General features: G+C 35.8%; 20 protein-coding genes. 15 read left to right on the top strand and 5 right to left on the bottom strand.

All coding sequences use genetic code 11. The annotated features are described in order from the left end of the window. A partial coding sequence (locus J502_RS17080) for a hypothetical protein (protein WP_212750096.1) occupies positions 1–198 on the top strand: 198 nt, incomplete at its 5' end. Between the two features lie 8 nt (positions 199–206). Next, positions 207–521, top strand: a complete 315-nt coding sequence (locus J502_RS10645; protein WP_034684070.1) for a hypothetical protein — start codon at positions 207–209, stop codon at positions 519–521. A gap of 203 nt (positions 522–724) precedes the next feature. On the opposite strand, the gene J502_RS16375 is transcribed toward J502_RS10645, so the two are convergent. Continuing rightward, entirely contained in the window at positions 725–1,408 is a 684-nt protein-coding gene (locus J502_RS16375; protein ID WP_052026698.1) for a hypothetical protein, read from the bottom strand. Positions 1,409–1,534: 126 nt separating this feature from the next. On the opposite strand from J502_RS16375, the gene J502_RS10635 reads away from it, so the two are divergent. Both J502_RS10635 and J502_RS10630 read left to right on the top strand, forming a co-directional pair. Continuing rightward, the gene (locus J502_RS10635) at positions 1,535–2,152 is read left to right on the top strand and encodes an AAA family ATPase (RefSeq protein WP_034684069.1); all 618 of its coding nucleotides are present in this window, start codon (positions 1,535–1,537) and stop codon (positions 2,150–2,152) included. Then, the gene (locus tag J502_RS10630; protein ID WP_034684067.1) at positions 2,152–2,712 is read left to right on the top strand and encodes a hypothetical protein; all 561 of its coding nucleotides are present in this window, start codon (positions 2,152–2,154) and stop codon (positions 2,710–2,712) included. Before J502_RS10635 ends, J502_RS10630 begins: the two co-directional genes overlap by 1 nt. A gap of 38 nt (positions 2,713–2,750) precedes the next feature. Here J502_RS10630 and J502_RS10625 read toward each other — a convergent pair whose 3' ends face one another. Continuing rightward, positions 2,751–4,031, bottom strand: coding sequence for a hypothetical protein (locus J502_RS10625; protein ID WP_034684066.1), 1,281 nt, complete (start codon positions 4,029–4,031; stop codon positions 2,751–2,753). 157 nt (positions 4,032–4,188) lie between these two features. On the opposite strand from J502_RS10625, the gene J502_RS10620 reads away from it, so the two are divergent. From J502_RS10620 to J502_RS10575, 11 genes are all read left to right on the top strand, one after another. After that, positions 4,189–4,830, top strand: coding sequence for a helix-turn-helix domain-containing protein (locus J502_RS10620; protein ID WP_034684064.1), 642 nt, complete (start codon positions 4,189–4,191; stop codon positions 4,828–4,830). Positions 4,831–5,669: 839 nt separating this feature from the next. Next, positions 5,670–6,179: an antirestriction protein ArdA gene (locus J502_RS10615; protein ID WP_052026697.1), complete on the top strand. Its 510-nt coding sequence runs from the start codon at positions 5,670–5,672 to the stop codon at positions 6,177–6,179. A gap of 14 nt (positions 6,180–6,193) precedes the next feature. Further along, positions 6,194–6,511, top strand: a complete 318-nt coding sequence (locus tag J502_RS10610) for a hypothetical protein (protein ID WP_034684062.1) — start codon at positions 6,194–6,196, stop codon at positions 6,509–6,511. A 24-nt stretch (positions 6,512–6,535) separates the two neighbouring features. Further along, positions 6,536–6,796, top strand: a complete 261-nt coding sequence (locus J502_RS10605) for a helix-turn-helix domain-containing protein (protein WP_155757377.1) — start codon at positions 6,536–6,538, stop codon at positions 6,794–6,796. A 218-nt stretch (positions 6,797–7,014) separates the two neighbouring features. Next, positions 7,015–7,188, top strand: coding sequence for a hypothetical protein (locus J502_RS16980; protein ID WP_162833965.1), 174 nt, complete (start codon positions 7,015–7,017; stop codon positions 7,186–7,188). Further along, positions 7,188–7,421, top strand: a complete 234-nt coding sequence (locus tag J502_RS10600) for a hypothetical protein (RefSeq protein ID WP_034684060.1) — start codon at positions 7,188–7,190, stop codon at positions 7,419–7,421. The genes J502_RS16980 and J502_RS10600 overlap by 1 nt, the downstream gene beginning before the upstream one ends. Positions 7,422–7,580: 159 nt before the next feature. Continuing rightward, positions 7,581–8,564: a DNA cytosine methyltransferase gene (locus J502_RS10595; protein ID WP_034684059.1), complete on the top strand. Its 984-nt coding sequence runs from the start codon at positions 7,581–7,583 to the stop codon at positions 8,562–8,564. Then, positions 8,564–9,568, top strand: coding sequence for a restriction endonuclease PLD domain-containing protein (locus J502_RS16370; protein WP_052026696.1), 1,005 nt, complete (start codon positions 8,564–8,566; stop codon positions 9,566–9,568). The genes J502_RS10595 and J502_RS16370 overlap by 1 nt, the downstream gene beginning before the upstream one ends. 232 nt (positions 9,569–9,800) lie before the next feature. Further along, entirely contained in the window at positions 9,801–10,109 is a 309-nt protein-coding gene (locus J502_RS10585) for a hypothetical protein (protein WP_033107764.1), read from the top strand. Between the two features lie 22 nt (positions 10,110–10,131). Further along, positions 10,132–10,620 (top strand): hypothetical protein, encoded by a 489-nt coding sequence (locus J502_RS10580; protein ID WP_034684055.1) that lies wholly within the window; start codon positions 10,132–10,134, stop codon positions 10,618–10,620. A 309-nt stretch (positions 10,621–10,929) separates the two neighbouring features. Next, entirely contained in the window at positions 10,930–11,271 is a 342-nt protein-coding gene (locus J502_RS10575; RefSeq protein WP_034684054.1) for a hypothetical protein, read from the top strand. A 55-nt stretch (positions 11,272–11,326) separates the two neighbouring features. Here J502_RS10575 and J502_RS10570 read toward each other — a convergent pair whose 3' ends face one another. Genes J502_RS10570 through J502_RS10560 form a run of 3 tightly spaced genes read right to left on the bottom strand, consistent with a single transcriptional unit; the run spans position 11,327 to position 14,435 of the window. Further along, positions 11,327–11,725: a M15 family metallopeptidase gene (locus tag J502_RS10570; RefSeq protein ID WP_034684053.1), complete on the bottom strand. Its 399-nt coding sequence runs from the start codon at positions 11,723–11,725 to the stop codon at positions 11,327–11,329. A gap of 3 nt (positions 11,726–11,728) precedes the next feature. Beyond that, positions 11,729–12,034 carry a phage holin family protein gene (locus tag J502_RS10565; protein ID WP_034672749.1) on the bottom strand — a complete coding sequence of 102 codons (306 nt, stop codon included), beginning with the start codon at positions 12,032–12,034 and terminating at the stop codon, positions 11,729–11,731. Between the two features lies 1 nt (position 12,035). Further along, on the bottom strand, positions 12,036–14,435 hold the full coding sequence (locus J502_RS10560) for a non-contractile tail sheath protein (RefSeq protein ID WP_034684048.1): 2,400 nt from the start codon (positions 14,433–14,435) through the stop codon (positions 12,036–12,038). Positions 14,436–14,484: the final 49 nt, after the last annotated feature.

Raw genomic sequence — 14,484 nt, 5'->3', positions numbered from 1 at the left:
ACTGAGATGGACAAGGACCAGGTACATAGCCTATTGGAAGAGATTTATCCTGAAAGAATCCCATCAAAACGCATCATCAAATATAAAGACCACAAAAAGAAAGAACATACACATACTGAGTATTTCATTAACGCTGAAGAAGCTGAAGCAATACTCAAAAGGGCGAGGGAACTCAACATTCCCTTTAAGATTAACTAGGACTAGGAATGAAAAAATTATCAAAAAAAGAGTACAACAACATCGTAAAATCCAAGATCTTACAAACAGGTTTATATAACGGTAGGTCAGTTGAAGAAGCCGAAATAGACGATGAATTATTTGAACACTTATCAGACATCAAACAAGACTACAAGAAAGGTGTATTAACAGCCTTCAACGCTGATGCAGAAATGGCATACAACTATCTCAAGTACGAGAATGAATATGCAGATGACTTAGACATTGATTATGGTATTGATGACTTGTACGGATCATATTCAGACAACATGAAAGACATTAATACACATTTTGGAAATTACTAATGATCCCTACAATTATCACTTTATATATCGTCACAAGCTTTCTAGTAACTCTACATTTAATTGATGTAAAACTAGATGACAGACATTCTATTTCACTATTACAACTTATTACCCTTCAAGCCATTGGAGCTAAGGGTATTTACTATAAAGACTGATTATCCTTTACCCCTGTTTCCTTAATTGGAGCAGGGGATTTTTTATAACTACGTCTTTGTTTTATTTTTTACTTTGTTAAATTTATTTTCAAAAACTTTCTTGGATTCTCTTAGTTTTTTTAAACCAACTTCAATATTATCAACTTTTTTCTTTCTTTGATTAAAATTGTATTCTTTATCTTCAGTATTATTTGCTTCTGAAAGGTGGTTTTCATTAACACATGCAATGATATTATCAACGATAGTATTGAATTCATAAAAAAGATTTTCTATATCCTTCTGATGGAGATTATTTGCAACTTCAAATATTGTATTTCTTAAGTTGTATATTCTATTATGAACATTTTGAATTTTTAATATTTCTTTAAACTCTTTTTCTGCTTCATACATTCCCATATAATCGTATCTTCGACATTCTGTTATTAAGTAGTGTATTTTACTAACTAGCAATTCTAATATTTGTTTAGCTCTAGTAAACTCTTCCATAGTTTCAATTTCTTTCGTGAATTTGTATTGTTTTTTCCATTCATCGAGTGATGAAATAACAAAGTACAAACCTATAACTGCCACTTCTATTGCAAGAAATTCCGCTAGCGTAGGTGTCTTCATACAATAATGTTTGGCACAAACATCTGACCACATCCATTCTATTGCTAGGGACAAATAATAATAAATGCCTATTGAAAAGATAAAACCTACAGCAGCTATAATCCCTTTTGTTCTTGTCTTCATATAACCCCCAAATTAATGCAACATATCATACCCTATCTTGTTACAAACTAAAGAAAAATTATAGTTGTTGTTATTGTTGTATGAGAATACAATAGCTCTATTGAATAAGCTAAAGAGCATATAGAAATGCCTATTATTACGATTGCAAATCAAAAAGGGGGAGTCGGTAAAACGACCATAGCCACTAACTTAGCTGTAGCTTTAAGTAAAAAAGGGGATACAGTTTTAGTTGATGCTGATGACCAACAATCTGCTGTTAAATGGTCAAAGCGTAGAACTGAAAATCAGATTGATACTGAACACCATAAAGGCGATTTGAAGAAGGTCCTGCTCGATCTACAAAAGAAATATAAGTATGTTGTATTGGACGTTGCAGGGCGTGACAGTGAAGAGTTCCGTAGTGCCTTGCAAGTCGCAGATAAATTGATTGTACCGACTCAACCAAGCCAGGCTGATGTTGAAGTACTGCCTTTCGTGCTGAAGATGTTTAACACCTTCCATAAGGTTAATGAAAAACTTGAGCCGTTTATTGTGGTCAATAAAGCTCCTTCAAACTCAAAATCTACTGAAGTTGCAGATTCAATTGAACTACTTCAAACCCTGCCAAAATTTAAGATCCTGAATACTGTTATCCGTGACCGTAAACAGTTCCGTGATGCTTCAGTACAAGGCTTATCTGTATTGGAAATGGGTAGCTCGAAGGCTAAAGATGAGTTCAATGAGTTCTTGGTGGAGATCCTATAATGAGCAAGCAAAAAGCAAAAATAGGTTTTGGTGACGACCTAGACGAGATCCAGGCGAATCCTGAAGTTGTGTTGGATGATGAGAACTTTAAGTCAGAGTATTCACGTAACTTACTGCACAAGAACATTTATGAAAAAAGTACGATTGAGCCTGCATTAAGGGATCGTTTGAATCTTGGCAAACATTTAACTGTACCTGTTTTCTATGAAGAGGATCGTCTATTCAAGGAAGCTGCAAAGGCTTCAATTGATGAAATGGGTAGACCGTATTCGTTGAATGACTTTATTCGAGTTGCAGTTGTTAAAGCAGCCTATGATGTTTTAGGGAAGGAAGAAGCAGACAATATCCTAGCCGAGCAGTTCAACTTGATTAGGACTGAATCTACCACACCTGATGAACGTGAAAAGGAGCGTGAGAAGCGCAAGCAGCATAAGAAATCTGCAATCCGTTCAGATGCAAATGAGTACCCAAGAAGTCCAACCAAACCACGCAAAAGAAAAAGCCCTGATGAATTAGCTTCAAGAGGGCGTAAATCGAATACTAAGTCTGTCGTTGGTTAAGTGTTGATAGTACTGTGAAATTCCAGTAGCAGTACTATTTATTGGCTTTCCAGGATTGCAGTATATTGCTCATATAACGGTTGACTCACAACTTTAGGGTACAGCTCTTCTAAAAGCTCTTGAGTATCGTCAAAACGATAACCGCTATTTTTACGGACGTTCTTGTTAATTTTGAATTGAAGATCAGTCATATAGCGTCCTAGAGTCCGTTGAGTCAAAGGTGCATCCTTGATATTCAACAGCTTCATGTACTCAAACAATTCTTTGGTCTGAATGCCTACCGTTGCTTTTTTCTGATGGAAATCTAGTACTGCTTTCAAGCCTGTGATGAAGTCTTTTGTACTGTGATCAACTTCAATTTCATCTGTTCCGTCATAAATCTCAGGCTCTTGCTGACCCTCATAATCACGAATTTCGCAATAATAGTCCACTTCAGGGAATTGTACTGCATCCTTCCATTGTGGTTGCTGCATAACGCATTTCATTAAATGCTTCACATATTTCTTGCCTAACAACGTAGCCAAATCGAACAGGTTACGCCATACATCACCAAAACGGCTTGTTAAAACAGCTTGTTGTGGGTACTTCACATATTGGAAGTAGTAATGCAACTGAGCAGCATGTTTAGCCATAACCATGTCAATCTCTTGAGCGGTGTACTCAATATCACGCTCAGGGATCTCGTCTAAGGTCTTAGCCAACGGACGATGTGCAGGTGCAGGCTCAAGGTATAACTGAATACAACGACTCTGAGTTGAATCAAGCAGGTCGTCTAGGATCTGAATCCCTGCCAGGCATGTAAAGCCAAATGATGACTGTACACCGCGAGCATTAATACTACGCGCACCTTTAGCTTCAAACCGTGTATTCACAAGATTGGCTACAGCCTTCTGCATTCGTGCAGGCATGGTGTCAAGTTCGTCCAGGAACAAAGGTACTTCAAGAGCCACTTGCTTTAAGCCAGCAGGTGTAAATTCTGTATAACGAGGACAGGCATCACCAATCAACATATTGGCAATAAACGTCTGTAGGGTACTCTTACCACATCCACGGCTTTCAGCATCAATTACAAGGACAGGCGCATAGCGTAACTGTGAAGCCAAGCGGTATAGGAGAATCCACAAAATGAAGACAGTCCGTTGTGCCTCACTGATAAAGATGCATTGTTTTGATAAGGTATATAGCTCATCGTATAAGGCTCGAATGTCAGCTCGAACTCCAGTAAACGTATCAGCAGCTTCTTCAACTTCTTCAGCTTCAATTGTTACAAGCTCAGCATTTTCAATAATTTCTGTTTTTGGTTGTGAAAGGTTAGTCAATTTCCATTTCCTTAAAGGTTAATTTGTCAATCATGCGACAGAATATATTTCATATTTCAGATAAAAACAATCCGAAATCAGAAAGTTTTGAGCTAAATAAAGAATGTTTTTGGATGATTTGTGCTAAAATATCTACTAATAGTTATGGAGTTTTAAAATGACAAAATCAGTAAATGAATGGATATGTGGCGAAGACACAAGCGAAGAAATGAGGAAGCTGCTTAATTCACTGGATTACAGTACTGCATCCAAAGCCGAAATAGAAAAGCACCAAAGAAAAGTAAGATTGCAGCAGGTGAAGGATCAGCCTTTTATCGTATCAACACCATCATTCTGTTATGCCTATCTCTTATATAAGCTGAGAAAATTGTCAGGTTTAAATCAGGATGAAATGTCATTTAAAATTGGTATGTCAAAATCTACATATGCCAAAATTGAAAATAGATTTGCTACCGTTGATATTGATACCCTACATTTGACCATGCATTCTTTTGGTATTAATCCAATTGAGTTCGCTGATTTATATTGGCATGTTCAAGGATTAGTTCAAACTAATGGTAATTTTTTTATACCTGCTAAAATATCTAATTTTAATACTGATGATGTTATTTATATGGACAATAACGAATTAGTATATGAGCAATGCACACCTATTAACTTATATGATAAGAAAGTATTAAAGCAGTACTTGGAAAAATTAGAATTAAAATTCCATGAAACTATTTTAATAGGCAAGAAAAGAATTATGGAGATGGAAGAGAAAAAAAGGCAACTGGAAGAAGAAGAGTTGCAAAATTAATTTAGATCTATACTATCTATTAGCTTTTAAATATTAATCGTTTTTATCACTATTTAACATAATGGATATTATACGCAATGCAATTTAACTAAGCTTTGTATTTCAACAACTTACAAGATAGCTGAAGTTCAATATTTCAGCTATTTCTTTGTTCCACGAAATTAGAGCTATTTTTAGCCTGTTTTGGTAGTTTTTGCCAATCTCTTATAACTAAAATTGTACTTATATCTGATTCTATATCTTATTTATAAATATATGGGCGTTACCCTTCGGGTCGGGCTAGTTGCCCTTCGGGTCGATACATTCGTATCGAGCAAAGCCAACATCCCTAACGCAAAAGCAAAAGCACTGGACTATGTATAGTAGGACTTTCCCTTCAACTTATGCTGCAACAACCAACATCATTGAACTTTATTTCAATCACTCACAATGTCAATTACGCAAGCTTCATTGACATTGCTCCTTGCTTGAAATTTTTTAAGTTCAATGGTTGTCGCAGCGATAAAGTTTGATGAAGGTAGGATCACATACCTTCTACATATTCCTTGAATAAGGATGTCGCTTCGCTCCGCTAAAAAGCGTTTGTTTAATGGATTGCCACAGCTCCAAGAATGATGAAAGTTAGAAGCAAAAACAAGCTTATCTTTTATAAAATATAGTTGTAATAATAGAGCTATTAATAATTATAAATCATATAAAAAACATTAGTTTATTGTTGATAATAGGTACTAAGTACAGTATAATAACAAGCATAAGGTGAAGAGATATAAAAAGCCTTAGAGGTGCAACGTGTACCGACTGCTAGGACTTGCAGATAACCTAAGTCCAGGACTTAAAAAATGAACGCATTCGACTTTTCTAATAAAGCTTCTGATTCTTCTAAATTATTCCGTCTTGAAGCTTTCAGCTTCACTTATGACTTCGGTCTCAATATTTTCTTTGATGATATCTCAGACCTTCGTGACATCATTGGCGATACAGAAATCGAGTTTTGGCAAGTTGAAGGCTTACGTGAAGACACGTACATGAACGTGGATAATTTTAAAGACCTTGAGACAGCTATAGAGCTAATCATGGAAGGGCATTTTCAAGAAGACCTAGACTTGTTCCAGCAACTAAAAAATGAGGGATACGTTAAAAACTTAGAAGATGCCCAAGAATGGCACGATGAAAACCAATTCTGTGAAGATATGAGCGACTATGACTTTGGTCACTACCTTATGCATGATGTGAGCTGCATTGAGATCCCAGAAGCATTGCAGGGGTATATTTCATATGAAGCTTATGGTCGTGATGCCCTAATAAATGATTTTGTACGTGTCGGCAACTTCATCTATAGCAACCATTAAAGGGAGCTGTAAAGATGAATGCACAAATTTTTAAATCTGAAGCTCTTAGCCGTTTAGCTGTTCGCCTTCCTGCTGCTGTTCCTGTTATGGCAAAGGTTGATATAGATAAAATTGTTCAAGTTGTAAAAGTTGAGTCAGGAGAGGTTTATATAATTTCCAAAGATACGAAAGGGAAATATGAAAAGCCGTACCATGTTTGGATGATGCACAAATCAGGTTTTATTCTGAGATCTGCAAACGGTGTACTTGGTTATCATTCTGTTTTTAGAGCTTTAAATGAAATTGAAAGAACGATTAAGCTAAAAGGACATCGTACCTTAAAAATGATTTAAGTGATAACATGAAGCTCCTGCAATATGGAGCTTTTTTTAATGAGCAAATTTGAAAATATGACGTTTGAAAACTTTTTAATTGAAGCACCAGAAGCAAGTTCTATAAAAGATCTTCGGCTTGATCTTGGCTTAACTGCTGCACAGGCTGCAAAGTTAGCAGGCTTGTCAGATGGTTCATTATGGCGCAAATATGAAGCAGGGGAAAGACAGCCAAACAAACAGACTTGGACAGTTTTTTTAATGGCTTCAGGACAGCATCCAAATTTTAAATTAAATACAAAATAGGTTTTGTGTAGGTACTTAGTCTGAGCCTACACCCCCTAAAAAATTTTGCCCGCTTCTTCGCTCATATCGTGATTAGTCGTATCCCTGTTCTTATCTAAAGTAGTTCTAGGATTTTAGTGCGTCATCTGAAGTCGCAAAGAAGCGGAAACGGCTGCTTTCTGCATGTGATTTAATGTTTTCGGCTGTTATATTTGTTCCATATATTTGAGGGTAGCTAGATGACTAATAAGGATTATGATGCGGCTTTAGAAGCTCTTGCTGAATTGGTTAAAGACGTATCTAAAATAGCTCATGCTGAAGCTGTAGATAAAGCTCTTGTTGAGCCGACTAAAGCTAACATTGAAGAGCGTAATAAATTAAAAGACGTTGTTGATCAAGCTGAAGACCTGTAATGCTTCGTAACCATTATATAAAAAAGAATGGGCTGTTTCTGAAACGAGAGACAGTTATGTATGAGTCTGACTACTGGCAAGTTGAAGAAATTGATGCTGAGTATAAGACTCGATACACATGGTCCAAGAATCAAGAAGAAGCTATCTGTTTTTCTTATAGACAAGATGCTATTCGTTTCTTTAATAAAGTCCAAAAACAGCCATTTTTTAAAGATGCTGAAATTTCTGTTTAAAGATTCAGAAAAGCTCATAAGAAAGAAATGTAACGTATAAAAATTACTCTTTTATCGAATGGCTACGTCATAACTTTACGCATTATCTCTTGGTCAGTCACCACTTACATCTTGTTGCGGTGTATTATCGACAATATTTTTATTGTTGTTGATTTTGTTATGAGAACTCTGACTGCTATTTCTTTATTCTCTGGTTGTGGAGGAATGGACTTAGGTTTCGTACAAGCAGGATTTGATGTTCTATGGGCTAATGATATTAATGGCTTTGCTTGTAAAACCTATGCTCATAATATTGGTGATCATATAGTTCATGGTGATATTACAGAGATTGATTACCAAAGTATTCCAACCGCTGACATCATTATTGGCGGATTCCCTTGCCAAGATTTTTCTATGCTGTGGAAACGTGGGGGAGTAAACACTGACAGAGGTAACTTGTATAAAAACTTTGTTGATTTAGTTGCCTTGAAAAATCCTAAAGTGTTTGTTGCTGAAAATGTTAAAGGAATTTTAACAGCCAATAAAAAACAAGCTATAAAACAAATTATTGAAGATTTTTCTAATACTGGTGAAGTTGGATACAATACAAAAGCTATTTTGGTTAATTTTGCAGATTATGGGGTTGCTCAATTAAGAGAGCGGGTACTAATCGTTGGTGTGAGAAAAGATTTAGATGTGGAATTTGAAGCACCAAAAAAAACTCATTCTCCTGATAGTTATGTACCTTCAAAAGAAGCTCTTGCGGGCGTTGAAAAAGTGCCGTTCAATAATGAGCATCAAAAAATTAAACAAGATACGATTGAAAAACTGAAAATTATTCCCCCTGGCGGAAATTTCACTGATATTCCAAAAGATTCTCCTTATTATGTTAAAGGGATGATTTCTCACGTTTATCGTCGTTTGCACCCTGAAAAACCATCTACAACAATCATTGCAGCAGGCGGTGGCGGGACATGGGGTTATCACTATGAAGAACCTCGTCCATTGACTAATAGAGAACGTGCTCGCTTATTTGGATATCCTGATGATTTTGAGTTTTTGGGAAGTATTACTGAAGTTCGTAGACAAATTGGTAATTCAGTTCCACCTTTAGGTGTGTTTCCTTTTGCTAATAAAATTAAGGATTTATTGATAGAGGTATAATGTTTACAAATCTAGACAAGCATCATGGTGGTAATTTTCGTGATGTATTAGAATACAATTTAGTTACTGCTAAAAAAGTAAGAATTGCATCTGGTTATGTATCTTTACATACAATACAAGCATATCGTACACAATTGGAAGACATAGCTTGTAGGTATGGAAATGTTCAACTAATGTTGGGAATGGCTTTTTATGAAGGTCTTTCAGTTAAGCAATTAGATGCTTGTTTAGATTTACATAATAGCCTGTCACTACACCCTAACTCTGGTGTGTATGTCGCGCATGGACGACGATATCATGGAAAAATATACGATTTTAATGAAGGTGTTGATAATAAAATTTTTGTAGGATCCTCTAACTTCTCCCCTAGTGGTCTAGCAGGTAATATTGAATGTACTGTTGAAGTTATAGATCGAAGTCAAAAAGCTCAAGTTAATAACTTTCTTGATACCCTGTTTGATAAGCATTCTGAAAAAATAAATAATGTTGTAATTAATACAGGCACAAAAAGAGTTGTGAGCCTTAGTATTGATGAAAAGTATCGCAAACTTTTTAGACATTCACGAACTATAAATACAGCTTTGAATAAGGTTGAGATAGATCTCGAACGTATAGCAGAAAAGCCAAGTTCAAATTTAAACGTGTATTTTGGTAAAGGTAGAGAAAATAAACAAACTGGAAAGATCATTCCTCGTCCGTGGTATGAAATAGAGATCATTTCTAGTAACGATATAAATAGTTTACCTGATTATCCAAAAGGTGACTTCTATGCATATACGGATGATGGCTTAATTATTCCTATGAGAACTCAAGGGGACTATTTTAAAAATTTAAGATCAAAAGATAGCCTGCAAATTTTTGGTATGTGGCTGAAGGGAAAACTAGAAAAAGCGGGAGTGTTAAAAAAATATACGCCTGTTACCATTGACACTTTAAGGGAGTATGGTAATAGCAAGCTAACACTTTATAAAATAAGTGAAAATGAGTATTTTATGGATTTTTAGTCTTTGTATAAAACCCATTGTTCACGATGGGTTTTTTTATCATATTTAAAGTTTAATAAGTAGACCTCTTGCATTAGTCAAAATTTAAACAGTCTAAAGCTACATTTAATAAGGTTTTAGCCAATTCAAAAATTTGGTAAAACGATACTTTCGCAAGAGGTCTAGTATTAATTGGTATTTAGTTGCTATATAATTGACTTATAGTTGAATTAAGCTTTGAAAGGTGTAGTTAGTGTCTATCCAAGCTAGATTAAATAAGTCCACAGTTCAGATTTTGAAGCTCGCACATAGAGTTGTATTTGTACGAAAACATGATGAATTGAACAGCCATTTAGTTGTAGCTCTTATCTACCTTGATAAAGACTCCTTTCCAGTGATTGCTCAGACAGGATCTGAATGGGGAAATTTCTGGGATTGTCACGATATAGATAAAGCAATTCGTTCAATCAAAAGACACAATAAAGATTGCCTGATCATTGATAGACGTGACTTTATTTTTACAGAAACAGATGAATTAAAAGAGTTTAGTGGTATCAACTAAACTAGGTATGAGAGATTGGAAAATGCGTAAAGACCTATTATTAGAATTAGCAGATTTTTTAGAAAAATTAGATCCTAGTCGTTTTGATATTCGTACTTGGAGAAGACCTACTAAAAATACAGTTGGCTTCGTCAGTGATGAACAGCTTTTGACAGATAGCAATACCGTTGCTTGTCCTATTGGTTGGGCAGCAACTTTGCCAAGTTGGAAAGAAGCAGGCTTTTATATGGGTAAGTTAGATATTACGAAAGATGATATGAGCCACCCTTTAAGTACGCCATATACAATGGCTATCATTAAGTGGAACGGAAACCCTGATATTGATTCTTATGATGCCATTCAAGAAGGGCTAGATCTACCTAGCGGTATGGCTGAAGTCCTGTTTGAGCAAGATAATTATGCAGATGAAGGCTATACACCATCTTTTGTAGTTGCTGAACGTATTCGTGAGTTTTGTAATGCTTCTGAAGATGAATTGATGGATTTAATTCTGTCTTATGACGAACACTGAAGATGCTAAATTGTTAGGTAGTTAGTAATGACAAAAAATGCTTTGACCAGACTTCAGCTAATGCACCAATTACTTTGGTATGCCAGTTTGAAGATGTGATTAAGTTCTTTCATGCTGAGGCTGTAGATGCTGCTTTGACTAACCCTTCAAAAGAAAATATTGAAAACCGTAACAACTTGAAAGATATGCTAGATCAATCTAAAAAATAATAAAAATTTTTTTAAGTGTTTCAAAAAGTTTTTTGTTCTTGTGTTTCGTACATGACCAATGCTATTGATATTACTTCCTCAATTATTTGTGGTTTTGATCATGGCTGTAAATACTTTCCAAGATTCAGAAAAGAAAATAACTTTGCCTTCAGAAATTCAGTTTGATAACGGTGAAGTACTGCCTATTGAAGAGGTTCAAGTTCAGACAGTCGTGGATGACGATAGAAATATTGTTGCCTTAAATATTCTTGCAGAACTCGATGATGGTGGCACAGTGACTAATCACATTACTTTCCATAGTTTTAATGAAGTTGGTTCAGATGCAGGCTTGTATCTTGAAGATCCTGATAATTACGAACATCCAGTAGATGATTGTTCGTACGATACTATTGTTCCTCTGTCCGATACGACTTTAGATACTATTCAAGTTGATTTTAAATAACAAACAACCCCTAGCAGCAAATAAGTGCTAGGGCTGTAGTACTTAGGGTACAAGCTTAGCTTGCGCCCTTGATAGGGTACTTGGACCATGTTAATTCAAAATGTGGTCCATCTTTAAACTTCTTCCAATCTCCACCCCAATCAATTGAGACGTTGAGTTCTGAAGCTGCTTTTTTCATAGCATCTGCAATCTGATAATAATATTTCCAATCCCAAGAGACTGTATTATTTACCCAGGCTGCTAGATCAACTGCATGACCTGTAAGATGTCTGCTGTTAGATGTTGTTGTTTTCTTTTCTTTTAATAATTGAGCTTGCCTTTCTTTAGATCGAAGTCCTTCTGTGACTGTAAAATCGCATTCAGTTAATTCAATTGCTCTCTTGACCACTTTTATTAGATCAGGATGGACACCTTCTAAATTAGACAAGCTCCTTTTACCGAGCTTGAATGACATTTCTTATTCTTCTTTATTTTCTAGTTTTATAGTTTTGATGTTTTTATTGATTTGATACTTAAAGTATTTACAAACCGCTTCTGTTCCTAATGTACCAAACAATGCAGCAAGTCCTACAACTGCTAGTGTTGGAGCATTCATCCATAACAAAACTGTCCCAGCCATAAGAGACGTAAAGCCATTTAATACAGCTTTAGCTCCTATGACATACCATGAGTCTTGATCTTGAGTTGCTACAGACTTCGCTAGATAAATTGCAAAGCCGATAGCGAACAGAAACAGCGTGAGATATAGATCACCTGTTTTCATTTTAATTTTTAATATTTGGTTCTTCTGGGTTATGTGGTCGGGTTGGGTTCACTGGCATATTGGCTATTGGTACGCCTGTTACTTCCCCTTCTTTTGTCTGACTTAGATAAAGCTTGTCTTTTAGCCAAAATTTCTTCAAAAAGTCTTGTGGTGTTACAACTAAACCATCACGCATTACTTGGTTATAAGCCCAAATATACTGCTTGGCTACGTTGTATTCTTTGCCTAGATACGCATTCCCCATGATTGCTTGCCAAACTTTTGCACCATCTGCTTCAAGTTCGTACTCAGGGTTGATGAGTTTACCTAAGAAGTTATCAGGTACAAATCCAGCCAAGTAATGTACTAAATGTGGTGGGTATTCAAGTTCATCTATAGCTGAAGTAAATCCTCTCAATGCCTTATTAAACTCACCAACGATAAGCCAATCATAGGTTTCAGTTTGGATAAAATCTAAGTTTGGGTATTTATAGTGATCTACAGGATAGTTAATCTTAGCTGCTATACCACTACCTTCTCCTAAAATACTAGGTAAGAAAAACAGAGTTGAGACTTGAGATTCAGGATAAGCATTTTTAACTGCTGTACGAATATCAAGAACGGATTGTCCTAGCTCTTTCTGAAGGAAATTTAAGAATGAATCATAAACTTCACCACTAACATTGCTCATGCGGTTCGGTATTTCAGGTGCAAAGAATCCTGTTTCTGTATTGAATTTTACTCTTGTTGGATAGTCATAAACGCATGGCTTACCATTAGGATTAATCCACCACCACGGTTCACCAACTTGCATATAAGGGACATGCCCTGCATCGTGAAGGATCTTAGCGAACTCAACAAATACACCTTGGAGCCATGACATAGCATCTGCATTACAAGGACTTAAAAGATAGCTAGGCGGTTCATAACCTGTATATCCATAGTTATCTGACCAATCTCTTTGAGTCCAGGTTAGCTCCGCAGCTTCACTGTACATTTCATATGAGACTGAAAATATAGCTTTTAGATGGTTGTTATATGCGTTATTCGCAAATGACTTGTGCCAGGTTGTAGCTTCTCTATTTAGTAAATTATATGTAGGAGCATCTGTTGCTTTGGTTACTACAAATCGCTGTTGTCCTGCATCCCATTTCTGATCGTAATAATGTGACATACCACAATAATGGTTGATTAGACCACGGTAGCCTAAGTCATAGCAGTTCTTAATAATACGTCTTGGGTTTACGTTGTAACTATCATCGTACCCTGTACACATCCCTAAAGTATGCTGAGGTATGTTCATAGATCTACGGTTATATGTACCATTAATCCCTGTTGTTCGTAATTTAGATACTTTTAATTTTGCATGTTGTGGTGAAGCTAAAGGATCAGTTGAAGTCGCAACGAAGCCTTTTGTTAAACAGCCTATAAAGATACGGTCAATATCATTTTTTGGAAAAGGTATATCTTCCATAAAGCCACTAATTACAGTATTCCAATCAATCGTAATATCAGCATGAGTAGCTGTTAATGTTGAAGGCGTTGCTAGGTTAGCAAGTCTTAAATAGTAGGGAGTCTGTCCTGCCGTACTATTGTCATTAACAATAACAGTCATGACTAAGCCAAGCTTCTCATCTAATAGTGATGGAGCATCCCCTTCAATATCTACTGTGAAGCTTAAAGTACAGTTAGTGAAGTTTTTCTTAGTTTCATAGCTCAGATAAGGATGCATATATTTATCTTCACTGAAGAAAATAGCTGCGGCAAAATCATTCTTTTTACGTGATGTATAGTGAGCTTCAAAGCCATCATCTGTGTCACCAACGATACAGAATGACATGCTTCTCACACCATCAATAGTCCAACAATCTGCTGAGAATCTTGGAACTATTGTTTCAATTACTTCAGGATGTTCTGTGAGTCTATCAAGCAAGTTTGCTAATTGATTGGCTGTAGCTGTACGGTTCTTCTCATTTTGACTGATAGCAATAAGTTCATCCCCTTTCAGCTCTGTTGCTTGTGGCAATAAGCGAAAATCATCTATACCATTGTAAATGATATTGTTTATGACGGATTCATAGTTCTTATATAAAAAACTCTGTTCCTGTATGGCGTACCATAGTTTATCAAAGTCACTATTCAGTGTTTCAGGACGCAGAGAGTTGTCATAAGTTTTATAGTTGGTACTTCGCTCTAAAGGTGTATCTCGATATATCGCTATCTTTGCAGTTTTAAATGGTGCTTTAAAAAATACTACTGAATTTGTTGTCGGATCATATTCGTAAATGGATGAGCTAATCAGTTTTTCATCGACTTTTATTGAAATGTTATCTTTGCCATAAACAAAGAATGGAAGGCTAAAAGTCTTTGTAAATCCGTTTGCTTCATATTCTATAAATGGTGCTGTATTTGCTACTGTCATTGTTATTTTTATTCCTAATTAGGTTTTATTTTTTAGAGCTAACAATAGC

Origin of the sequence: Acinetobacter sp. 1294596, from assembly GCF_000582925.1 — a bacterium.
Taxonomy (GTDB): domain Bacteria; phylum Pseudomonadota; class Gammaproteobacteria; order Pseudomonadales; family Moraxellaceae; genus Acinetobacter; species Acinetobacter radioresistens.
The sequence above is the reverse complement of the archived record's forward strand: the minus strand, read 5'-3'. Positions and strand labels throughout refer to the sequence as shown.

Coding starts and splice junctions, on each gene's coding strand:
- J502_RS10635 (WP_034684069.1), top strand. CDS start 1,535: ATGCCTATTATTACGATTGCAAATCAAAAAGGGGGAGTCGGTAAAACG.
- J502_RS10620 (WP_034684064.1), top strand. CDS start 4,189: ATGACAAAATCAGTAAATGAATGGATATGTGGCGAAGACACAAGCGAA.
- J502_RS10630 (WP_034684067.1), top strand. CDS start 2,152: ATGAGCAAGCAAAAAGCAAAAATAGGTTTTGGTGACGACCTAGACGAG.
- J502_RS10645 (WP_034684070.1), top strand. CDS start 207: ATGAAAAAATTATCAAAAAAAGAGTACAACAACATCGTAAAATCCAAG.
- J502_RS10600 (WP_034684060.1), top strand. CDS start 7,188: ATGCTTCGTAACCATTATATAAAAAAGAATGGGCTGTTTCTGAAACGA.
- J502_RS10615 (WP_052026697.1), top strand. CDS start 5,670: ATGAACGCATTCGACTTTTCTAATAAAGCTTCTGATTCTTCTAAATTA.
- J502_RS10595 (WP_034684059.1), top strand. CDS start 7,581: ATGAGAACTCTGACTGCTATTTCTTTATTCTCTGGTTGTGGAGGAATG.
- J502_RS10580 (WP_034684055.1), top strand. CDS start 10,132: ATGCGTAAAGACCTATTATTAGAATTAGCAGATTTTTTAGAAAAATTA.
- J502_RS10565 (WP_034672749.1), bottom strand. CDS start 12,034: ATGAAAACAGGTGATCTATATCTCACGCTGTTTCTGTTCGCTATCGGC.
- J502_RS16375 (WP_052026698.1), bottom strand. CDS start 1,408: ATGAAGACAAGAACAAAAGGGATTATAGCTGCTGTAGGTTTTATCTTT.
- J502_RS10570 (WP_034684053.1), bottom strand. CDS start 11,725: ATGTCATTCAAGCTCGGTAAAAGGAGCTTGTCTAATTTAGAAGGTGTC.
- J502_RS10605 (WP_155757377.1), top strand. CDS start 6,536: ATGGAGCTTTTTTTAATGAGCAAATTTGAAAATATGACGTTTGAAAAC.
- J502_RS10610 (WP_034684062.1), top strand. CDS start 6,194: ATGAATGCACAAATTTTTAAATCTGAAGCTCTTAGCCGTTTAGCTGTT.
- J502_RS16370 (WP_052026696.1), top strand. CDS start 8,564: ATGTTTACAAATCTAGACAAGCATCATGGTGGTAATTTTCGTGATGTA.
- J502_RS10560 (WP_034684048.1), bottom strand. CDS start 14,435: ATGACAGTAGCAAATACAGCACCATTTATAGAATATGAAGCAAACGGA.
- J502_RS10575 (WP_034684054.1), top strand. CDS start 10,930: ATGGCTGTAAATACTTTCCAAGATTCAGAAAAGAAAATAACTTTGCCT.
- J502_RS16980 (WP_162833965.1), top strand. CDS start 7,015: ATGACTAATAAGGATTATGATGCGGCTTTAGAAGCTCTTGCTGAATTG.